The following is a 20,582-nucleotide window of genomic DNA, read 5'->3' as shown; positions in this document are numbered from 1 at the left end:
TCGGCGCCGACAAGGATTCGGACACTCACGGTGCGTACGGTCACTTGTACGGATAGCATCCTGCGCATCCCCCGTGCCAGGCCGGACACGCGGCCACCCACCGCCGTCGGCCCCCTTCCCGCTCCCGCACCTCCGTTCCGCCCCCCGCTGATCGCTCTAGGACGACGATGTCTCCACGGACAGGCCCCCGACGCCGTCTCGGCTCCATACGCCTCTCGCTGATCCTCCTGGCACTGGTGCCCTGCGTCACCCTCGCCGCGATGTGGGGCGTGACGACGATCCAGATGTTCTCCGAGGGGCTCAGGCTGCGCGACCAGACAGGGCTGAGCCGGTCGACGGGCGCCATGGGAACGGACGCCGCGCTCGCGCTCCAGAAGGAACGCAGCCTGTCCGCCGTGCTGCTGGCCTCGCCGGGCAGTTCCCGTGTCGCCCTGGACGAGCAGCGGCAGCGCACGGACGAGGCGGTCGCCCGGCTGGTCGGCCAGTCCGACGAGATCCAGCGGGCCCCCGAGCGCGTCGGGGACCGCATGTACTCGGTCATCGCCTCCGTGGGCAGCCTGGAGTACTACCGGGGCCAGGTCGACGACCCCACCGACATCACGCCCCAGCAGGCGCTGGACCAGTACACGTCGATCATCGACGACCAGATCCACGCCTTCCAGGAGCTGTCCCAGGTCGACGACGGCGACCTCACCTCGCAGGCCGGTCCGCTCGTCGCGCTGGAGCACGCGGCGGAACTGGTGTCCCAGGAGGACGCCCAGCTCCACCTGGTGTGGCCGTCCGGGGAGCTCGACGAGGAGTCGCGGGCGCAGTTCGCGCGACTGGTCAACGCCCGGCGCTGGCTGGTCCAGGACCAGCTCGTGCCCTCGCTCAGCGGCACGGTGAAGGCGCAGACGGAGCGGATACTCCAGGGGGCGGACTGGAAGGCCCTGGAGGCCGTCGAGGACCAGGTGCTGGCGGCCCGGGCCCGGGGCGCGGGCGACGACAGGCGGGTGGAGCTGCCGGACGCGCGGGAGCGGTGGAACACCGCGCTGGACAAGCTCTCCGCCCAGTACACCGCGCTGATCCGGCAGGAGACGGCCGGTCTCCTCGAACGCAGCGACGACCAGGCGCGCGGACTCCTGGTCAAGGCGGCCTCGCTGAGCGCCGGCGGCCTGGTCGCCCTGCTGCTGTGCGTCGTCGTGTCCTGGCGCATCACGCGCTCCCTGTCCCGCAGGCTGCGCGGGCTGCGGATCGCCACCCTGAGCCTGGCGGAGGAACGGCTGCCCGACGTGGTGGCGCGGCTCAACCGGGGCGAGACGGTCGACGTGGAGTCCGCCACGCCCCCGCTGGACTACGGGCACGACGAACTCGGCCAGGTGGCGCAGGCGTTCAACGCGGCCCAGCGCACGGCGGTGCACACCGCGGTCGAACTCGCCGACACCAGGCGCGGTTTCCAGAAGGTCATCCTCGGCATCGCCCGGCAGAGCCAGAACCTGGTCAACCTCCAGCTCAGCAAGCTCGACACCCTGGAGCGGGAGCACCAGGACCCGCGGATCCTCAAGGGGCTGTACGAACTCGACTCCACCGCGAGCCAGTTGCGCCGCTACGAGGAGAACCTCGTCATCATCAGCGGCGAGCAGCCCCGGCGCAGCTGGACCGAGCCGGTCGCCCTCGTCGACATCCTGCGCAGCGCGGTCGGCGAGGTCGCCGAGTACCAGCGGGTCGACGTGCACACGGACGAGGAGGTCTTCCTGACCCCGCCCGCGGTCGCCGACGTCATCCACCTGCTGGCGGAGCTCATCGACAACGCGACCGCGTACTCCCCCGCGCCGAGCCCGGTAGGGGTGCGGGCCGCGATGGTGGCCAAGGGTCTGGCCGTCGAGATCGAGGACCGCGGCCTCGGGATGTCCGACGACGACTACGCCTCGTTCAACGCCCAGTTGGCGCAGCCCCCGCAGTTCGACGTGGTGGCGCTGGCCGACGACCTCAGGCTCGGCATGTTCGTCGTGGCCCGGCTCGCGACCCGGCACGGCATCGCCGTCACCCTGCGCTCCTCGCCGTACGGCGGAACCACCGCGATCGTGCTGGTCCCGCACGACGTCGTGGTCCGCGAGCCCTTCCCGGCCCCGCTCCCGGACGAGGCCCGTTCCGTGGACACGGCGAGCACGACGAGCACGACGGACCGGACGGACACGACTGAGCCGACGGACCCGACGAGCACGGACTCCTCCCACGCCCGGGAGCCGGAACCGTCCGCCGCGAGCGACGCGACCGCCACGACCGCCGGGAGCGGCACCGGCACGGCTCCGGCGTCCGGGAGGGACACGCGGACCGCACCGGCTCCCGCCGCCGAACGGCACGCGCACGAGCGCTCCCGGGAGGCGGAGCCCGTCGCCCGGGAGCGGGCCGCGGACGGGCCGGGAGCGCGAGCCGCCGCGGGGCTCGGCACCTCGGGCGCCGCGGGTCGGAGCCGTACGTCCGGCGCGGCCGGGAACGGGTCCGGGGGCGGCGCGGGACTCACCCCGCTGCCGCGCCGGGTTCCGCAGACCAGCCTGGCCGCCGAACTGCTGGAGGACCCCAGGGCCGACAGCGGTGCGGACGCCGGGCCCGTCGGCCCGGACGACGGACCGGACGACTTCACCGCCGAGCGCGCGGCCTCCTCCCTCTCCGGCTTCCAGCGCGGAACGCTCCGGGCACGCGACCAGGACACCGACCCGGACGACACGTACGGCCAAGGGGAGGAAGCAGCCCCCGACGGCGCGTCCGTCACCTCGGCTCCGCCCGCAGACCGCTCATGAAGGACAGAGAAATGACACGCCCCACCCCTGCCACGCACAGCCAGCTCGACCAGTTGCTCACCGGTCTGGTGGACCGGGTCGCCGAGGTGAACCACGCCGTCGTGCTCTCCGAGGACGGGCTGGTCGTCAGCAGGTCCACGGGGTTCCTGCGCGACGACGCCGAGCGGCTCGCGGCCACCGCGTCCGGGCTGATGAGCCTCAGCAAGGGCGTCAGCATGGACTTCCGCGGCGGCCCCGTGCGCCAGGCCCTCATCGAGATGGCGCAGAGCTACCTCATCCTCACCACGGCCGGGACGGGCGCCCATCTCGCCGTGCTCACCAGCCAGGGCGCCGACGTGGGCGTGGTCGCGTACCAGATGAACATGCTCGTGAAGAAGATCGGCGAGCACCTCAGCGCGGCACCGCGCGCCGGCCGCGCCGGCACCGGCGGCGGCGGCGGCGAGTGAGGTGAACGGGGGCGATCCGGCGGGCCGTCTCGTGCGGCCGTTCACGCTGACCGGCGGGCGCACCCGGCCCAGCCGCGCCGACTTCACGCTCATCACGTCGGTGACCGCCGTGGACCCGCAGCCGGAGCGGGCCGCGCGGCCGCAGCCCGAGCACGCGCGGATCCTGCGGCTGTGCGCGAAGCCCGTCGTGGTGGCGGAGCTGGCCGCCCAGCTCGACCTGCCGGTGAGTGTGGTCTGCATCCTGCTGTGCGACCTGCTGGAGGCGGGGCGGATCACCGCCCGGGCGCCCCGCCCGATCTCCCGGACCTCGGACATGGACCTGCTGCAGAAAGTGAGGGACGGCCTTGGCCGGCTCTGACCCCGCGATACGGGAGGCCCCGGCTCCCGACTCGGTCAAGATCCTCATCGCCGGCGGTTTCGGCGTGGGCAAGACGACGATGGTCGGTTCGGTCAGCGAGATTGCGCCGCTGCGCACCGAGGAACCGCTGACCTCGGCCGGACTCGGCGTCGACGACCTCGACGGCATCCCGGAGAAGCACGCCACGACGGTGGCCCTGGACTTCGGCCGCATCACGCTCGGCCGGGAACTCGTGCTCTACCTCTTCGGCACGCCCGGGCAGCAGCGGTTCTGGTTCATGTGGAACGACCTGGCGATCGGCGCCCTCGGGGCGGTCGTGCTCATCGACGTCCGGCGTCCCGAGTCGAGCTTCGCCGCCATCGACTTCTTCGAGCGGCGCGACATCCCGTTCGTCGTCGGCGTCAACGGCTTCCACGGGCGGCATCCGTACACCCCCGAGGAGATCAGGGACTCGCTGGCGCTGCCGGCGGGCACGCCGGTCCTGCTCTGCGACGCCCGGGACCGCGCGTCGTGCCGGGACGTGCTGATCGGACTGGTCGACGAGCTGATCGCCGGCTCGGCGCACGGCGGCGGTACGGGGCGGCCCGGCCGGGCGGGGTGACCCCCGGCCGGGGCCCGACGGAACGACCCCGCGCCCTTGGGGCGCGGGGTCGTCGTGCGGTCAGGCGGGCGGTGGTCCGCCCGGGTCAGGCCGCGTCGGGCGTCAGCCGCAACGAGATGCTGTTGATGCAGTACCGCTGGTCGGTCGGGGTCGGATACCCCTCACCCTCGAACACGTGCCCGAGGTGCGAACCGCAGCGGGAACACCGCACCTCGGTGCGCGACATCCCGTGCGAGCGGTCCTCGATCAGCTCGACCGCCTCGGAGTCCTTGGGGTCGTAGAAGGAGGGCCAGCCGCAGTGGGACTCGAACTTCTCCGTGGAGGTGAAGAGCTCGGCCCCGCAGGCACGGCAGGAGTACACGCCCTTCGTCCTGGTGTCGGTGTACTCACCGGTGAAGGCGGGCTCCGTGCCCGCCTTGCGCAGGACCGCGTACTCCCCGGGGCTCAGCTCCGCACGCCACTGCTCGTCCGGCTTTTCGACGTCGTACGACATGAAGCTCAACCCCTCACAACAGGTACGGCTACTTCGGCAGGCGGGCCAGGATCTCGGGACCGAGATCCGTCACGTCACCCGCGCCCATGGTCAGAACCAGATCGCCGGGTCCCGCCATTCCCGCGATCGCCGCGGGCACCTCCGCCATGTCGTGCACGGGCGTCACGTCGGCGCCCGCCACCCGGGCGGCCTCGATGATCAGTCCGCTGGTCACTCCGGGGATCGGGTCCTCGCGGGCCGGGTAGATGTCCAGCACGACCGAGGCGTCCGCGAGGGAGAGCGCCTGGCCCATCTCCTTGCCCAGCTCCTGGGTCCGCGAGAAGAGGTGGGGCTGGAAGACCACGAGGATGCGGCCGGCGACCGCGGCCCGCATGGCCTCCAGGTCCGCCGTCATCTCTGTGGGGTGGTGGGCGTACGAGTCGACGACCTGCACGCCCGCCGCCTCGCCCTTGAGCTGGAGGCGCCGCTTGACGCCCGTGTACGAGGCCAGGGCCGGGGCCAGTTCGGACGCCGGGACGCCCAGCGCCGCACCCGCGGCCAGGGCCGCCACCGCGTTGTGCGCGTAGTGCCGGCCGGGGACGGAGACGGCGAAGGCCAACTCCGTGCCGTCGAGGAGGACCGTCACCTCGCTCCTCAGCCCGCGCGGGACGACGGAGAGCACGCGCACGTCCGCGTCGGCCGACTCGCCGTAGGTCACGATCCGCAGGTCGCGCCCGCGCAGTCGGCGGGTCAGCTCCCGCGCCCCCTCGTGGTCGGCCGAGACCACCAGGGTGCCGCCCGCGGTGATCCGGTCGGCGAACGTCTCGAAGGACTCGTAGATCTCGTCCATGGAGGCGTAGTTGGCGTGGTGGTCCAGTTCCACGTTGAGCACGATCGCCACCTCGGGCGCGTACTTGTGGAAGCTGCGGTCCGACTCGTCCGCCTCGGCGACGAAGATCTCGCCCTCGCCGTGCAGGGCGTTGGACCCGGGGGCGTCGAGGTCGCCGCCGATCGCGTACGAGGGGTTCAGGCCCAGGGTCGACAGGGACACCGCGAGCATCGACGTCGTGGTCGTCTTGCCGTGCGTGCCGGCGACCGCGATGGGGCGCAGACCGTCCATCAGCCGGGCGAGGGCGTCCGAGCGGTGGACGACGGGGATGCCGAGTTCGGCCGCGCGGGCCAGCTCGGGGTTGTCCTCGCGGATCGCCGAGGAGACGACGACGCAGGTGGCGTCGGGCGCCAGGTGGTCGGCGGCGTGCCCGATGCGGACCGTCGCGCCCAGGGCGCGCAGGGCCTCGGCGGTCGCCGACTCCTTGGCGTCGCTGCCCGCGACGCGGGCACCGCGCTGGGCCAGGATCTTCGCGATCCCCGACATTCCGGCGCCGCCGATGCCGATGAAGTGCGGTCGGTCCATGGCGGTAGGAAGGCCGGGTGCCATGCGCGTTTCTCCCCAAGCGGTGCGGTACGGGTCTGGGGGGTCAGCCTATGCCTTGCTGTGGGAGAACAGTTTCAGCACCGGCACGCCCACCTTGTGGCGGGCCCGCGAGGCCCAGTCGCGGTGGAAGAACTCCTCGACGTAGTGGGGGTCGGTGAGCACGATGACCTCGTCGGCGCCGGACTCCTCGACCAGGCCCTTGAGGGCGTCCAGTGGGTGGTCCTCGATCAGCCGGCCCTCCGCCCGGCTGCCGGCAGCGCGCAGGGCCACCAGGGAGACGTCCAGGGCCTGCTGCCCCTCGCCGACCGCCTCGTCCCCCTCGGGCGTGGCCCCCTCGCGGGCCGCCTCGTCCAGTTCGCCGAGGGCCACGTCGTCGATGGCCCGCAGGAGCCGGTCGGCCTGGTCCCCGCGGGGCTGGAGCAGCACGTGGAAGGCGACGTCCTCCTCGCCGTGCAGGGTGGTGACGAACTCCACGTCCGCGGACGTCAGGGCCTTCTCGATCATCAGTACGCTTGTGAACACGACAGGCGCCCTTCTCGTCCGTGGGCCGTCCGTAGGCCCCTGCGGAAACCATCCTGCCCCGTCACCGCACGGGTACCGCATGATTCGGCGCGCCCGTCGGACGACAACCGGAACGGGTGATTCCACCCACGGCTCAGGTCCGACGGTAACGGCTGAACAGGAACCCGGCCTCCTCCAGCAGCGAGACCAGCTCGAACCGCTCGGGCACGGCCGTCCCGGGCCCTCCGGCGATGCGCTGGGCGTCGCCCGCGACCAGCATCGGGGACAGCGTCAGACAGAGTTCGTCGAGGACGCCCGCGGCGACCAACTGGCCGAGCAGGCGGGGCCCGCCCTCGGTCAGCAGCCGGCCGAGCCCCAGGTCCGCCAGGGCGCGTACGCCCCGGGCGGGGTCGACTCCGGCACCGTCCCCGGCGATCACCACCCGCGCGCCGCCCTTCTCGGCGGCGGCGACCCTGCCCGGGTCCGCGGAGGCGCCGGTGAGCACGAGGGTGGGCACCAGGGGCTCGGTGAAGAGCGGCAGCGAGAAGTCCAGGTCCAGGCTCGCGCTCACCACCGCGATCGCGGGCGCCGGCCCCTGCCCCGCCGCCTCCCGGAGCGCCGCGAAGTCGGCCCGCGCGCGGGCCGGGCGGTACCCCTCCTGGCGTACCGTTTCCGCACCGACCACGACCGCGTCCGCGACCCCCCGCAGGGTGCCGAAGACCCGCATGTCGGCCGCGCCGGAGATGGGCTGCGAGCGCCCCTCGTGCTGGGCGGCGCCGTCGAGCGTGGACACCATGTTGGCCCGCAGCCAGGCACCCGTGCCGCCGGGGTTCGCCGGAGCGGCCGGATACGCGTAGGCGCGTGCCAGCTCCTCCAGGGCCCACTCCCGGTCCGCGTCCCGCGCTCCGGGGGCGTCGCCCGGGGTCCGGGCTGCTGTCTCGTCGGTCACAGGGAACAGGCGTCGCATGCCGTGCAGTCTGGCACGCGCCGTAGAGTGGGGGACCGTGTCAACCTCCACCGCCCCCGGTTCCGCCCCGACGGCCGATACGGCCCCGTCGTCCCTGTGCGCCCGCGAGCCGCACGTCCCCGCGGACCGGCTGGTCGCCGAGATGGTGCCGCCGCCGCGCTTCGACTCGGTCCGCTTCGGCACCTACGTCCCGGACCCGGACCAGCCGAGCCAGACCGAGGCCGTGGGGGTCCTGGAGGGTTTCGCCGCGGGACTGGGCGGGGCGCACGCGTCCGGCGCCGGCAGGCGCGGCCTGCTCGGCTTCGGCAGGAGGCCCGCGAAGGCCCCGGCCGGCCCGCGCGGCGTCTACCTCGACGGCGGCTACGGCGTCGGCAAGACGCACCTGCTGGCCTCGCTGTGGCACGCGACCCCGGCGGAGCCCGGGCTGAAGGCCTTCGGCACCTTCGTGGAGCTGACCAACCTGGTCGGCGCCCTCGGCTTCCAGCAGACCGTGCGCACGCTGAGCGGGCACCGGCTGCTGTGCATCGACGAGTTCGAACTCGACGACCCGGGCGACACCGTCCTCGTGTCCAGCCTGCTGGGCCGGCTGGTCGAGGCGGGCGTCGCGCTGGCCGCGACGTCGAACACGCTGCCGGGCAGACTCGGCGAGGGCCGCTTCGCGGCGGCCGACTTCCTGCGCGAGATCCAGGGGCTGTCGGCGCACTTCCGCGCGCTGCGCATCGACGGCGAGGACTACCGCCACCGCGGGCTGCCCGAGGCCCCCGCCCCCTACTCGGACGAGCAGGTCACGAAGGCCGCGTACGCCACGCCGCACGCCTCGCTCGACGACTTCCCGCACCTGCTGGACCACCTCGCCCGGGTGCACCCCAGCCGGTACGGCGCGCTGACCGACGGGGTCTCGGCGGTCTGCCTCACGGATGTGCGGCCGGTCCCCGACCAGTCGACGGCACTGCGGCTCGTCGTCCTCGCCGACCGTCTGTACGACCGCGAGGTGCCGGTCCTGACCTCCGGGCTGCCCTTCGACCGGCTGTTCAGCGACGACATGCTGAACGGCGGCTACCGCAAGAAGTACTTCCGCGCGATATCCCGGCTCACCGCGCTGGCACGGGACGCGAAGCCCCTGATCAAGGAAGTCAAGGCGTGACCGGGCACTCGCCGACCCGGTCCCGACGCCGGTAGCCCGGTACGCCGCTTTTCGGACTCTTTCGGAGCTGATTCCCGTTCTCCTCGGTCCGCCCCCGGGGCGGACCGTTAAGTTGGGTCCGCAAACGACCTGCCGCGTCACACGGGCCTTCGACGCGAGAGCACGCGCACGGAGAACGGCCGGGAGGGGGCTCATGGTACGAGGTAAGACGGCCCGGACCCTGTTCGCTGTTCTCGCCGCCGTCCTGCTGGCCCTGCAGTTCTCGGCACCCTCCACCACGTTCGCGTCCGCGCACGGAGCGCACTCCGGCGGCCCCGGCGCCGAGGCGGAGTTCGTCGCCTGCGGCGAGCGCGCAAACCCCTCCCACCCCGGCGGCCCCCTGAGGACCCGTGACCGGGTCAGGGCCGGCGACCACCCGCCCCATGCGACCGTTCGCTCCCCGCTCCGCGGGGACCCGGCGGACCTCCACGGAGACGTCTCACGCGTCACCGCCGCCGCACACCGTACGACGAGATCCTCGACCGGCCACTCCACGGCGGCCCTCCAGGTCTTCCGCTGCTGATCCCGCCACGGGCACGCCGCGACTCCGACCCGCCCTCACCGCGCCACGTCCGCCGCCACGCGCCGGCGTGGGGTCGTCCCGCCGTGCCCGCACGCGCTCCGCCCCCGTACGCCGACGCGCTCCCGGGCGCGCCAGGAGGAACCCCCCATGCGACACCTCGTCGATCACTCATGCCTTCTTCGCGGGCGGCCCGCCGCCCGCGCCCACGTCCCCCCGCCCATGTCGCCCCCTCCCGCCCGCCCGCGCGGAGTCCGCGCCGGTGCCGTGCGGGCGGGCCACGGACGGCCCGACCCCTTCCGGGCGCGGTGAGCGGGGTGACGGGCCCCGCGCCGGACGACGGGACCCCGAAGCGGGGCCGCGGCAGGTCCGTCCGGCTCCGGCAGGACCTCGCCGCCTCGCTCGTCGTCTTCCTCGTCGCCCTGCCCCTGTGCGTGGGCGTCGCCGTGGCGTCGGGCGTGCCCGCCGAACTCGGCCTGGTCACCGGCATCGTGGGCGGACTGGTCGCCGGGCTGCTGCCCGGCAGCAGCCTCCAGGTGTCGGGTCCGGCCGCGGGACTGACCGTGCTGGTCCTCGAAGCCGTGCGCGCGTACGGGCTTCCCGCGCTCGGTGTCATCGTGCTGGCCACCGGACTCGTCCAGCTCGCGATGGGCGCCCTCCGCCTGGGGCGCTACTTCCGGGCGATCTCGGTGGCCGTCGTCGAGGGCATGCTGGCCGGGATCGGGCTCGTCCTGATCGCGGGACAGCTCTACTCGGTGGCGGGCGCCCCGGCCCCCGCCTCCGGCCTCGGCAAGCTGGCCGGACTGCCGGGACTGGTCGCGGACACCGCCGGATCGCCCGCGGCGACGGCCTCGGCCGCGCTGGGCGCGGGCACGGTCGCCGTCCTCGTGCTGTGGAACCGCCTCCCGGGGAAGGCGCGTACCGTGCCGGCGGCGCTCGGCGCGGTCGCGCTGGCCACCCTGGTGACCTTCGCCTTCGGGCTCCCGGTGGCGACCGTCGAGGTCCGGGGACTGCTCGACTCGATCCGCCCGCCGGACCTGGAGGCCTTCGGCGGACTCGCGAGCGCGGGCCTCCTCGGCACGGTGCTGGCCTTCGTGCTGATCGCCTCGGCCGAGTCGCTGTTCAGCGCCGCCGCCGTGGACCGGATGCACGACGGGCCGCGCACCCAGTACGACAAGGAGCTGATGGCGCAGGGCGCGGGCAACGCGGTCAGCGGGCTGCTGGGGTCGCTGCCGATGACCGCGGTGATCGTCCGCAGCGCGGCCAATGTGCGGGCGGGCGCCAGGACCAAGGCGTCCCGGGTCCTGCACGGCGTGTGGCTGCTGCTGTTCGCGGCGCTGCTGCCGGGCGTGCTCGCGTACATTCCGCTGCCGGCGCTCGCGGCCGTCCTGGTGCACGCGGGCTGGAAGCTGATCCCGCTGCGCCAGATCGCGGCGCTGTGGCGCGAACACCGGGGCGAGGCACTGGTCCTGGCGATCACGGCGGTGTCCATCGTCGCGGTGAGCATGTTCGAGGGCGTCCTGATCGGGCTCGCCCTGGCCATCGTCAAGACGGCCTGGGAGTCCTCGCACCTCAAGTTGGAGGTCACGGACAAGGGGGCGGGGCCCGTGCAGGCGTACCTGTCGGGCAACGCGACCTTCCTGCGGCTGCCGAAGATACTGGACAGCCTGGAGGCGCTGCCCAAGGACCGTCCGGTCGAGCTGGACCTCTCGGGCCTGCACCACCTGGACCACGCGTGCCGTACGGCGCTGGAGACCTGGGCGGAGCGGCACAGCGCGAGCGGGGTCGAGCCCGTGCGCCTGATGTCGCCCTGACCCCCGCCGGTGCGCGGGAGCCGGCCCGGCTCCCGCGCACCGGCGGCCCCTCGGCCGCCGTACCCCACCGCCCCGGCCAGGGGTTCGACCCTGCCCCCGGGCCGGGCATATCGTTGAAAGGGACGACAAACCGGCTGCACGGCAAGGGGTCGGCGACTCGACGGAGAGGGGTCGTCAGTCATGGTGGAGGAACTCCTCATCGCCGCGGCGGCCACCGCGTCCGTGGCGGCCGTGTACCTGGGGGCGGCGGCCCGGGTCGTCAAGCAGTACGAGCGCGGCGTCGTACTGCGGCTGGGGCGGCTGGCGGGCGCCCCGCGCGAACCGGGCTTCACCCTGGTCGTCCCCGGCATCGACCGGCTGCGCACGGTGAACATGCAGATCGTCACGCTGCCGGTGCCCGCCCAGGAGGGGATCACCCGGGACAACGTCACGGTGCGCGTCGACGCGGTCGTCTACTTCAGGGTGGTCGATCCGGTGAACGCGCTCATCCAGGTCGAGGACTACCGGTTCGCCGTCTCGCAGATGGCGCAGACCTCGCTGCGCTCGATCATCGGCAAGAGCGATCTCGACGACCTGCTGTCGGACCGGGAGAAGCTCAACCAGGGCCTGGAGTTGATGATCGACAGCCCCGCGGTGGGCTGGGGCGTCCAGATCGACCGGGTGGAGATCAAGGACGTGTCCCTGCCGGACGCGATGAAGCGCTCGATGGCCCGGCAGGCCGAGGCCGACCGTGAGCGGCGGGCCAGGGTCATCAACGCGGACGCGGAACTGCAGGCGTCGAAAAAGCTGGCCGAGGCCGCCGGAGTGATGTCGGAGCAGCCCGCCGCGCTCCAACTGCGGCTGCTCCAGACCGTGGTGGCGGTCGCCGCCGAGAAGAACTCCACCCTCGTACTGCCCTTCCCGGTGGAACTGCTGCGGTTCCTGGAACGCGCCCAGCAGCCGGCCGCACAGCCCCAGCAGCCGCCCGGGGCGGGCCCGTCGGCGCCGTACGGCACGGCCGACGGGGGCCAGGCACCCCCTTCGCGGGGCGGGCCGTCCGGCCGGGATCCGGCTTCCCCGCCATCCGGGTCGTCCGACGGTGCGTGAGAACGCCACGCGACGCGTGTGGTTCACGTGTCCCGAAGTGCGTGATACACACAAGCGGGTCACGTTCTCCTGTCCGCCAACAGGAAGGGTTGCCCCATGTCCGACACACGACTGCCCGCGACACGACGCGAAGTACTGGCCCGCTCCGGAGCCCTGGGAGCGGGCATCGCCTTCACCGGAGCCCTGTCGGAACTGTTCACCGGCACGGCCGCCGCGCTGGGACACCACGGGTACGGCCCGCTGGTCCCCGACCCGGCCGGACTGCTGGACCTGCCGAGGGGATTCCGCTACCGGGTGCTGTCCCGCGAGGGCGACCCGCTGCTCTCCGGCGAGGGCCGGGTGCCCAGCAACCACGACGGCATGGCGGCCTTCCAGGGCAGACACGGCCGGGTCCACCTGGTCCGCAACCACGAGAACCGCAACACCGGGCGGATTCCCGTCCCGACCGTCGAGGGCCTGACGTACGACCCGGCCGGCAAGGGCGGCTGTACGGCGCTGACCCTGGACGCGCGCGGGAACGTCGTCGGCGAGCGGGTCGCGATCGCTGGCACCGCCGTCAACTGCGCGGGAGGGCCCACCCCTTGGGGCACCTGGCTCACCTGCGAGGAGACCGAGGACAAGGCCGGGACGAACGGCTACACCAAGGACCACGGCTTCGTCTTCGAGGTCGACGGAGCGGACCCGCGCCGCAGCGGGGCCGTCCCGCTGACCGCGATGGGGCGCTTCCAGCACGAGGCCGTCGCCGTCGATCCGCGGCGCGGCGTCGTCTACGAGACCGAGGACGCCTTCCTCAAGCCCTTCGGGCTCTTCTACCGCTTCCTCCCCAACAAGCCGGAGGGCGGGCCCGGTTCGCTCCGCGCGGGCGGCCGGCTCCAGGCGATGCGCGTACCGGGCGTGCCCGACCTCTCCTCGATCCAGGAGACGGGCGCCACCTTCGACCGCGTCGAATGGGTCGACGTGCCGGACCCGCTCGCCGTCGAAACACCCATCCGCCTCCAGGACTTCGGCAGTCGGGGCATCACCCACGCGCAGAAGCTGGAGGGCTGCTACTGGGGCGGCACGTGCGTGTACTTCGTGTCCTCGTTCGCCCACAGCAGCGAGGGCTCGGCGGCCACGCACTTCGGGCAGATCTGGCGGTACGACCCGTCGTCCCGGCGGCTCACCCTGGTGATCGTCTTCGGTCCCGACACCGACGTCCAACTGCCCGGCGAGTCCCCCGACAACATCTGCCTCGCCTCCGGCGGCGGCCTGATGGTCTGCGAGGACGGCGAGGGCGCCCAGCACGTGTACGGCGTGACGCGGCGGGGCGAGGTGTACGCCATGGCCCGCAACCGTCAGAACATCGGCACCCCGGAAGCACCGGAGTGGGGCGAGTTCGCGGGCGTCACCTTCTCGCCCGACCACCGGACGATGTACGTGAACTGCTACACCCCGGGGACGACGTTCGCCGTGACGGGCCCCTGGCGGAAGTAGCCCGCCGCTGCCGCGGGAGGCCGCCCCGCGCCGTCCCGGAACCGTTCCGGGGCGGCCGGCGCCCCCGGAACGGTTCCGGGAGGGTCGGCCGCGCCCCGCCCTCGGCACTCCGGCACCCGACACCCGATCCGACCCCGACCCCGCCCCCGACCCCGAGGACCCGACACCCGACACCCGACACCCGACACCCGAAGGACATAACCGGATATTCCTACCGATCCGGTTAACGTCAGCCGGTGAACATCTTCGTACGGAGTGTCACCCTCGCCTGTGTACTGGGTGCCGCCCTCACCGCCTGCGGCGCGCCCGGCACCCCCCGTGCCGCGCGCCCCGAGCCGGTGCCCGCCACCGCGTCCGGGCCGCCCACCCTCGCCCCCGGCCCCGCCGGGGTCACCCCGGTCTTCAGGAACGCGCCCCGGACGGGCGACCGGACCGTCGCCCTCACCTTCGACGCCGACATGACCGCCGACCAGGGCCCCCGGGCGGCTGCCGGGGAGCGCTTCGACAACCCGCGACTCGTCGCCACCCTGCGCCGGCTCAGGGTTCCCGCCACGGTGTTCATGACCGGCCGCTGGGCGGAGGAGTACCCGGCGCAGGCCCGGTCCATCGGGAGCGATCCGCTCTTCGAGGTCGCGAACCACTCCTACAGCCACCACGCGTTCACGGCCGACTGCTACGGGCTGCCGACGATCCCCGGGGCCCGGATGCGGGCGGACGTGGAGCGCGCCTTCGACGCGTTCCGCAGGGTGGGCGTGCGGCGGGTCATGCCGTACTTCCGCTTCCCCGGCGGGTGTTACGACCGGCGCGCGCTGCGCGCGCTGAGCGCGGCGGGGGTGACGGCGGTGCAGTGGGACGTGGTGAGCGGCGACGCGTTCGCGACCGACGCGGACGCCGTGGCCAGGGACGTGCTGGACGGTGTGCGGCCGGGCTCGGTGGTGGTCATGCACTGCACGCGCAGTGCCGCTCCGGCCACCGAGCGGGCCGTACGGGCCGTCGTTCCGCGGCTGCGTGAGCGCGGGTACCGCTTCGTGCGGGTCTCGGAGCTGATCGGGGCCTCGCACCGGCGGCCTACGCTGGTCCCATGAGCGAGTACTGCGGCACCGACGACAGCGCGGCCCGGGCTGCCGCGGCGGCCCCCGGAGCGGCGGAGGCCCGGGACGCGCGGGCCGAGGGGGTGCGGGCGGGGGACGGCGCGGACGGCGGACCGCCCTTCGCCGAGTGCGTGCTGTGCCGCAGGCCCACCGAGCACCCCGAGTCCCACCGGGGGGTCACGCTGTGCCCCGTGTGCGAGTGGCAGGAGGCGCAGCGCACGGCCTGCTCCGGCTGACCGGTCGGCGAAGCCGATCTTCCGCCTGGCAGACTGGACGGGTGAGCAGTGACGAGACGACCGCCCCCGCGGCCGGCCCCGGGGACGGCCCGGAGGACAGCCCCTTCCGGCACGAGCGGACCGCCCGCGACGAGGCACCACAGTTCGTGCTGCCGCTGGTCGCCCGCATCGAACGGGCCGGACCCCCGGCGCGTACGGACGCCCTGGAGACCGCCGCCCGGGCCGTGCTCGTGCTGCTCGGCGACGAGCGGTCCCTCGGGGACGGGGTGTGGGCGCAGGCTGTGCGCGACTGGCAGGACGCCAGGATCCGCAAGGTGGTCCGGCGGGCGCGCGGCGCCGAGTGGCGGCGGGCCGAGGCCCTGGAGGGCATCACGGTCACGGGCGGCACGGCCGAGGTCCGCGTCTTCCCGCCGGTCCCCCTGGACGGATGGCCCAAGGACCTGGCCCGGCTCCAGGTCTCCGGCACGGACCTCGACGACCCGGAACCGCCGGCGGCCCCCGGCCCCGGCACGCCGGTGCTCTGGCTGAGCCCGGACCTGGAGATGTCGGCGGGCAAGGCGATGGCGCAGGCGGGCCACGGCGCGCAACTGGCCTGGTGGGAGCTGTCGGACCGGGACCGCGCCGAATGGCGCGGGGCCGGTTACCCGCTCGCCGTGCGGACGGCCGCCCCCGAGCGGTGGGCCCGGCTCGTCGCGAGCGGCCTGCCCCTGGTGCGGGACGCGGGCTTCACGGAGATCGCGCCGGGCTCGTGCACGGTGGTCGCCGACCATCCGGCGCTGCGCCGCGTCGCCTCCTGACGGACCCCTCGGGCCACGGGTGCGGAACCGCCGCGTCCGCCGTCCGGGACGCCGTGCGCGCGGGACCGGTACCCCGAGGACGGCTTTCTCGAACACCCCACGTCGGGCATTGAACATCCCGGCCGTACCCTACGTATCTCCTGGCGCTGGCCAAGCACAGGTTCCCAACGACCAGTTGGTTTTCCCCGGGAGGCTCTTTTGCGGCGTATCAACGGTACGGCCCTCGTCATCGTGGCACTCGTCGGCACACTCGGCGCGCTCGCGTTCCCCGTGTGGTCGTACACCGACCGCGCGGGCACGGGGCCGGCGAATCTCGCGGCCGGGACGGTGCCGACGCGCTGGGGGCCGCTGACCGCCTCCGACCGCGACCTGATCGTGCGGGTGCGCCTGGCCGGGCTCTGGGAGCTGCCGGCCGCCCAGCAGGCCCTGGAGCGGGCTCCCTCCGGCGCGATGAAGGAGGCGGCCGACCACCTCATCGTCGGGCACACCGACCTCGACAAGCGCGTCCGGGTCGTCGCCCGGGACCTGGGCGTCGAACTGCCCAACCAGCCCAACGAGCAGCAGCAGGGCTGGCTGAACCAGATGACCGCCGCGGGCACGGGCAAGGAGTACGCCAAGACGTGGGCGAACCTCCTGAGGTCCGCGCACGGCAAGATCTTCCCGGCGATCGGGGCGGTGCGGAACCAGACGCGCAACTCGCTGGTGCGCCAGCTCGCCTCGGACGCCAACCAGACCGTGCTGGACCACATCACGGTGCTGGAGAAGACCGGCGAGGTCGACTTCGAGGCCATCGCGAACGACTCGGTCGCCGGCACGACGGCCAGCCCGACCGGTCCGCCGCCGCCCGCGGCCGGGGTCTCCCCGCCCGAGGCGCCGGCCCTGACGCCGTCGGGCGACATCGGCACCACGTCGAGGCCCTCCCCCGGAGCGCCCGGCACGGTGAACACGGGCCGCCCCGAGCCGGAGGACCCGGAGGCGCCGCCGGCCGAGCAGTAGCAGGACCGGCCGCCACCCGCGCCGAACCTCAAATGTTGCTCTGAAACTCCCCGCCGTGGGGTTCGGCCCCGCTCGCCGGGGCCATGACCCCGGCACGCCGGAAGTCAGGTCCGTCGCGGAAGTCGACACACGGTCCTGGTACGGGCGTGACGAAGGAGGGGGACGATGACGATGAAGCGACTGGGTACGGGGATCGGGTGGCGGCCGGAGATCGCCGAAGCCGTGGAGCGGCTGTCCGGCATCGACTGGGTCGAGGCCGTGGCGGAGAACGTGTGCCCGGGGCACCTCCCCGAATCGCTGGTGCGGCTGCGCGAGCGGGGGGTCACGGTGGTGCCGCACGGGGTCTCGCTCGGGCTCGGCGGCGCGGACCGGCCCGACGCGGGGCGGCTCGCCGAACTGGCCGCCCGCGCCGAGGCGCTCGGCTCCCCGCTCGTCACCGAGCACATCGCCTTCGTCCGCGCGGGAGGCCCCCTCACCGCCTCCCCGCTGCTGGAGGCCGGGCACCTGCTGCCCGTCCCCCGCACCCGGGACGCCCTCGACGTCCTGTGCGAGAACGTCCGCGTCGCCCAGGACGCGCTCCCCGTGCCGCTGGCGGTGGAGAACATCGCCGCCCTGATCTCCTGGCCCGGCGAGGAGATGACCGAGGGACAGTTCCTGTACGACCTGGTCGACCGCACCGGCGTACGCCTCCTCGTCGACGTGGCCAACCTGCACACCAACCACGTCAACCGCGGCGAGGACCCGGCGAAGGCGCTCGGGGAACTGCCCGTCGAGGCCATCGCGTACGTCCATGTCGCGGGCGGTTTCGAGCGCGACGGCGTCTGGCACGACAGCCACGCCCATCCCGTCCCCCCGGCCGTGCTCGACGTGCTCGCCGACCTGTGCTCGCGGGTGCGTCCTCCCGGCGTCCTGCTGGAGCGCGACGAGAACTTCCCCGAGCCGGCCGAACTGGCCCGGGAGCTCGACGCGATACGGGAGACGGTCGGGCGGTCCGCGCCCACGCCCCGCACCGCGCGGGCAGCCGCGCCCGTCTCCGTCTCCGCCCCCGGCACCCTCCCCGTCTCCGGGCGGGCGCCCGCTCCCGCCTCCGCGGACCGGCCGGTTGAGGGCGGAGAAGCGGCGTCCGCCCCGGCGGAGCGGTCGGAGCCGGACGACGGGGAGGTGCCCGGGACCCCGGTCCCGGACGGACCCGCCCGTCAGAGGCTCGCGCTCGCGCAGGCGGCCCTGCTGTCGGCGCTCGTCGCCGGCACCCCGGTGCCCGAGGGCTTCGACGGCGCCAGGCTCGCCGTCCAGGCCCGGGCGCTGGCGGGCAAGCGGGCCGACGTCGTGGCCAAGGTCGCGCCGGAACTGCCGGTGATCCTGGCGGGCGCCTACCGGAGGGCCTTCCTCGCGTACGCGCACGGGCACCCGATGGGCGACGGGTACCGGCGGGACGCCCTGGACTTCGCGGAACACCTGCTGCTCGAAGGGCGCGTCGAGGACGCCGGCACGCGGCGCGCGCTGCGCGACTGGTGGCTGGAGCGCTCCGGACCCGCGCCCCTGTCCCACTCCCCGGCCGCCCGGCTGGCGCGCGCCACGCGCCGGGTGCTGCTGGGGCGTTGAGGCTCTGCCGGACGCCTGCGGACGGACCCGGCCCGGCCCGACCCGACCCACCGGGCCGCGGGCGGCCGGCTGCCCGTCGGCCGGTGCGCGCACCTGTGTCCAACCGCCCCGTCCGCACGCCTTGCGCGCAGCGCACCGCCTTGCGCGCGCCCGCGCACCATGGACCCGCGCGCCCGCCGGCCGGAACCGTCGTCCGGGCCGCCGCCCCCTCCCGCGAACACCGGGCCGCGATCACAACGCCGTGATCTGCGAGTACACCGGTCCCATGTGCCCTTCCGGCGCCCGCGCGGCAGCGGCTGGCATCGCTCACCGCAGGTGACGCGGCCCGCGCAGTAATATGCCAAGCTCCATCCGAACGCACTTACGTGCGGTGCCGCAACAGGAGGCACCATGCGATCCATCAGGGGCAGCGGCCTGTTCAGCGGCACGGGGCTCGTCATCGCGGGGCTGGTGGCGACCCTCGCGGCGATGGCCTTCCCGCTCTGGTCGTACGCGGACCGGTCGGGCACGGGTGTGGACGCGCTGAACGCCGGGACCGTGTCGACGGGTTACGGCCCGCTGTCCGCGCAGGACCGCGACTTCGTGACCAAGGTCCGGCTCGCGGGGCTGTGGGAACTGCCCGCCGGCCAGCAGGCCCAGGAGCGCGGCACCACCGAGGCCGTGCACACCGCGGGCGAACACCTCGTGGAGGGGCACACGTTCCTGGACCGGCGGGTGCGCGACGTGGCCGCCCGGCTCGGCCTGGAACTGCCCAACCAGCCCAACGAGCAGCAGCGGGAGTGGCTGGGCACGCTGGGCACGGCCCGGGGCGGGGAGTACGACGTGCAGTTCGCGAACATCCTCCGCAGGGCGCACGGCAAGGTCTTCGGGCTGGTCGCCCAGGTCCGGGCGAACACCCGCAACTCGCTCGTGCGCGACCTCGCCGACGACGCCAACACCACTGTGCTGGACCACATCGAGGTCCTGGAGGCCACCGGGCTCGTGGACTTCGAGGCCCTGGCCCGGGACGCGGCCGGGGCGAGCGCGCCGCCTCTCACCGTGTCGCCCGCGCCGCCCGGACCGACGGTCTCGCCGGACCTGCCCGTGCCCGTCTCCCCGTCGCCCGCCCGCACCTACCCCCTGCCGCCCGCCGCCACCTCCCCGCCGCCGCGCGGACCGACGGAGGCGCCGAGGAGCACGGGGTGACCGGACCGACCGGGCGCCGACGCCGCCCGAGAGGCACCGGAAGGGCAGCCGCACGCACCGGCACGCACCCCGGGCCCCGGCGGGCCGCGGGGCCGTCGCGGGAGCGGGGGCCGAGGCACATCGCAGGACAAGAAGCCCCAGCAACCGCCGCACTCCGAAACCGAACGTGACTCATGTGCGACAGTCCGTCCACATTGTGAACAAGCCGTGGCGCGCTCCGCCCCGCGTCGCATAGAAAGCCCGCATGCTCTGGGTCCTTCTCCTGCTCCTGGCCTGGGCCGCGGCCGGCACATCGTGCACGCGCCTGTGCCTGGCCTCCGTACGCGCCGCCGCCTCCGACGACCCGGAGGCGTCGTACGGCCGCGGCCTGACGCTCTACGAGGCCGCGTTCCTGTCCGGGGGCCCGGCCAGGGTCGCCGATCTGACCCTGGTGTCGATGGCCCGGCAGCGGCGCCTGCTGCTCGCCCACACCGGTTGGGCGACCGTCGTGGACCCGCGCGGCCGGGACGAGATGGAGCGTTCGGTGCTGGGCGCGATCGGGCCGGACGGCCAGTCGCGGATCGCCCCGGTCCGTACGACCGCGGCGGCCGCCGAGTCCGTACGGGCGCTCGCCGACCGTCTCGTCGCGGCGGGCCTGGCCGTGCCGGACGGCGCGGGCACCACGGTCGCGGGCGCCGTCCGGCAGGTGCGGGCCGCCGCCGCGGGCGTGGTGCTGCTGGCCTCTGCGGCCCTGCTGATGCCGCCTCAGCCGGTCGCGAACCGGGCGCTGGTGGCCATCTGGTTCAGCCTGCCCCTCGTCCTCACCCTGAGCTGCCTGGCCATCGCCCGCATCGAGGTCCACCCCTACACGCGCTGGGCCTCCCCGGCCGGACAGCGGCTGCTGAGCGCCCTGACCCGGCGGGCCGACATCACCAGCGACGACCGGACCTACCTGACCACCGTGGCCGTGCGCGGTGTCCGGGCGATCGGCGAACCGGACCTGAGGGCGGCCTTCGCCCACCGCGAACCGCCCTTCGGGGACGCGCATCGGGGTCATTGA

20 protein-coding genes are annotated in these 20,582 nt (G+C 74.1%); 16 read left to right on the top strand and 4 right to left on the bottom strand.

Features of this window, described 5'->3' with window-relative positions; genetic code table 11:
* Positions 1-167: 167 nt before the first annotated feature.
* From IE265_RS08960 to IE265_RS08945, 4 genes are read left to right on the top strand one after another with little or no spacing between them, the layout of a single operon-like run.
* Positions 168-2,780, top strand: coding sequence for a sensor histidine kinase (locus IE265_RS08960; protein WP_190034873.1), 2,613 nt, complete (start codon positions 168-170; stop codon positions 2,778-2,780).
* Positions 2,781-2,791: 11 nt separating this feature from the next.
* A complete protein-coding gene (locus IE265_RS08955; RefSeq protein WP_190034872.1) occupies positions 2,792-3,226 on the top strand; it encodes a roadblock/LC7 domain-containing protein in 435 nt (144 codons plus the stop codon).
* 1 nt (position 3,227) lies between these two features.
* Positions 3,228-3,584 (top strand): DUF742 domain-containing protein, encoded by a 357-nt coding sequence (locus IE265_RS08950; protein WP_190034871.1) that lies wholly within the window; start codon positions 3,228-3,230, stop codon positions 3,582-3,584.
* Positions 3,571-4,185, top strand: a complete 615-nt coding sequence (locus tag IE265_RS08945; protein ID WP_190034870.1) for a GTP-binding protein — start codon at positions 3,571-3,573, stop codon at positions 4,183-4,185. Before IE265_RS08950 ends, IE265_RS08945 begins: the two co-directional genes overlap by 14 nt.
* Before the next feature lie 85 nt (positions 4,186-4,270).
* Here IE265_RS08945 and msrB read toward each other — a convergent pair whose 3' ends face one another.
* From msrB to IE265_RS08925, 4 genes are all read right to left on the bottom strand, one after another.
* On the bottom strand, positions 4,271-4,678 hold the full coding sequence (gene msrB / locus IE265_RS08940) for a peptide-methionine (R)-S-oxide reductase MsrB (RefSeq protein ID WP_190034869.1): 408 nt from the start codon (positions 4,676-4,678) through the stop codon (positions 4,271-4,273).
* Positions 4,679-4,706: 28 nt separating this feature from the next.
* A complete protein-coding gene (gene murC, locus IE265_RS08935; protein WP_190034868.1) occupies positions 4,707-6,095 on the bottom strand; it encodes a UDP-N-acetylmuramate--L-alanine ligase in 1,389 nt (462 codons plus the stop codon).
* Between the two features lie 45 nt (positions 6,096-6,140).
* Positions 6,141-6,614, bottom strand: coding sequence for an indole-3-glycerol phosphate synthase (locus tag IE265_RS08930; RefSeq protein ID WP_190034867.1), 474 nt, complete (start codon positions 6,612-6,614; stop codon positions 6,141-6,143).
* Between the two features lie 133 nt (positions 6,615-6,747).
* Complete coding sequence (locus tag IE265_RS08925) at positions 6,748-7,560, bottom strand: pyrimidine reductase family protein (protein ID WP_190034866.1); 813 nt, start codon at positions 7,558-7,560, stop codon at positions 6,748-6,750.
* Here IE265_RS08925 and zapE point away from each other — a divergent pair.
* The 12 genes from zapE to IE265_RS08865 all read left to right on the top strand — a co-directional run bounded on the left by zapE (position 7,559) and on the right by IE265_RS08865 (position 20,582).
* Positions 7,559-8,704, top strand: a complete 1,146-nt coding sequence (gene zapE / locus IE265_RS08920; protein ID WP_190034865.1) for a cell division protein ZapE — start codon at positions 7,559-7,561, stop codon at positions 8,702-8,704. The genes IE265_RS08925 and zapE overlap by 2 nt on opposite strands.
* 193 nt (positions 8,705-8,897) lie before the next feature.
* A complete protein-coding gene (locus tag IE265_RS08915; protein WP_190034864.1) occupies positions 8,898-9,266 on the top strand; it encodes a hypothetical protein in 369 nt (122 codons plus the stop codon).
* Positions 9,267-9,580: 314 nt separating this feature from the next.
* Positions 9,581-11,077, top strand: a complete 1,497-nt coding sequence (locus tag IE265_RS08910) for a SulP family inorganic anion transporter (protein ID WP_190034863.1) — start codon at positions 9,581-9,583, stop codon at positions 11,075-11,077.
* A 180-nt stretch (positions 11,078-11,257) separates the two neighbouring features.
* Positions 11,258-12,163 (top strand): slipin family protein, encoded by a 906-nt coding sequence (locus tag IE265_RS08905; protein WP_190034862.1) that lies wholly within the window; start codon positions 11,258-11,260, stop codon positions 12,161-12,163.
* Positions 12,164-12,259: 96 nt separating this feature from the next.
* Entirely contained in the window at positions 12,260-13,636 is a 1,377-nt protein-coding gene (locus IE265_RS08900; protein WP_190034861.1) for a PhoX family protein, read from the top strand.
* A gap of 236 nt (positions 13,637-13,872) precedes the next feature.
* Complete coding sequence (locus IE265_RS08895; RefSeq protein WP_190034860.1) at positions 13,873-14,721, top strand: polysaccharide deacetylase family protein; 849 nt, start codon at positions 13,873-13,875, stop codon at positions 14,719-14,721.
* The gene (locus IE265_RS08890; RefSeq protein ID WP_190035145.1) at positions 14,718-14,963 is read left to right on the top strand and encodes a hypothetical protein; all 246 of its coding nucleotides are present in this window, start codon (positions 14,718-14,720) and stop codon (positions 14,961-14,963) included. Before IE265_RS08895 ends, IE265_RS08890 begins: the two co-directional genes overlap by 4 nt.
* Positions 14,964-15,004: 41 nt before the next feature.
* Entirely contained in the window at positions 15,005-15,760 is a 756-nt protein-coding gene (locus IE265_RS08885; RefSeq protein WP_190034859.1) for an aminoacyl-tRNA hydrolase, read from the top strand.
* A 198-nt stretch (positions 15,761-15,958) separates the two neighbouring features.
* The gene (locus IE265_RS08880) at positions 15,959-16,756 is read left to right on the top strand and encodes a DUF4142 domain-containing protein (protein ID WP_190034858.1); all 798 of its coding nucleotides are present in this window, start codon (positions 15,959-15,961) and stop codon (positions 16,754-16,756) included.
* A 171-nt stretch (positions 16,757-16,927) separates the two neighbouring features.
* Positions 16,928-18,358, top strand: coding sequence for a multinuclear nonheme iron-dependent oxidase (locus tag IE265_RS08875; protein ID WP_190035126.1), 1,431 nt, complete (start codon positions 16,928-16,930; stop codon positions 18,356-18,358).
* A 390-nt stretch (positions 18,359-18,748) separates the two neighbouring features.
* The gene (locus IE265_RS08870) at positions 18,749-19,543 is read left to right on the top strand and encodes a DUF4142 domain-containing protein (RefSeq protein WP_190034857.1); all 795 of its coding nucleotides are present in this window, start codon (positions 18,749-18,751) and stop codon (positions 19,541-19,543) included.
* 244 nt (positions 19,544-19,787) lie between these two features.
* Entirely contained in the window at positions 19,788-20,582 is a 795-nt protein-coding gene (locus tag IE265_RS08865) for a TIGR04222 domain-containing membrane protein (protein WP_190034856.1), read from the top strand.

It is taken from the genome of Streptomyces fructofermentans (assembly GCF_014651055.1).
Lineage (GTDB): Bacteria > Actinomycetota > Actinomycetes > Streptomycetales > Streptomycetaceae > Streptomyces > Streptomyces fructofermentans.
Note: the sequence above shows the minus strand (reverse complement) of the source record. Positions and strands in the feature narration are given on the sequence as shown.

Coding starts and splice junctions, on each gene's coding strand:
- IE265_RS08960 (WP_190034873.1), top strand. CDS start 168: ATGTCTCCACGGACAGGCCCCCGACGCCGTCTCGGCTCCATACGCCTC.
- IE265_RS08955 (WP_190034872.1), top strand. CDS start 2,792: ATGACACGCCCCACCCCTGCCACGCACAGCCAGCTCGACCAGTTGCTC.
- msrB (WP_190034869.1), bottom strand. CDS start 4,678: ATGTCGTACGACGTCGAAAAGCCGGACGAGCAGTGGCGTGCGGAGCTG.
- murC (WP_190034868.1), bottom strand. CDS start 6,095: ATGGCACCCGGCCTTCCTACCGCCATGGACCGACCGCACTTCATCGGC.
- zapE (WP_190034865.1), top strand. CDS start 7,559: ATGCCGTGCAGTCTGGCACGCGCCGTAGAGTGGGGGACCGTGTCAACC.
- IE265_RS08925 (WP_190034866.1), bottom strand. CDS start 7,560: ATGCGACGCCTGTTCCCTGTGACCGACGAGACAGCAGCCCGGACCCCG.
- IE265_RS08915 (WP_190034864.1), top strand. CDS start 8,898: ATGGTACGAGGTAAGACGGCCCGGACCCTGTTCGCTGTTCTCGCCGCC.
- IE265_RS08905 (WP_190034862.1), top strand. CDS start 11,258: ATGGTGGAGGAACTCCTCATCGCCGCGGCGGCCACCGCGTCCGTGGCG.
- IE265_RS08900 (WP_190034861.1), top strand. CDS start 12,260: ATGTCCGACACACGACTGCCCGCGACACGACGCGAAGTACTGGCCCGC.
- IE265_RS08890 (WP_190035145.1), top strand. CDS start 14,718: ATGAGCGAGTACTGCGGCACCGACGACAGCGCGGCCCGGGCTGCCGCG.
- IE265_RS08875 (WP_190035126.1), top strand. CDS start 16,928: ATGAAGCGACTGGGTACGGGGATCGGGTGGCGGCCGGAGATCGCCGAA.
- IE265_RS08870 (WP_190034857.1), top strand. CDS start 18,749: ATGCGATCCATCAGGGGCAGCGGCCTGTTCAGCGGCACGGGGCTCGTC.
- IE265_RS08865 (WP_190034856.1), top strand. CDS start 19,788: ATGCTCTGGGTCCTTCTCCTGCTCCTGGCCTGGGCCGCGGCCGGCACA.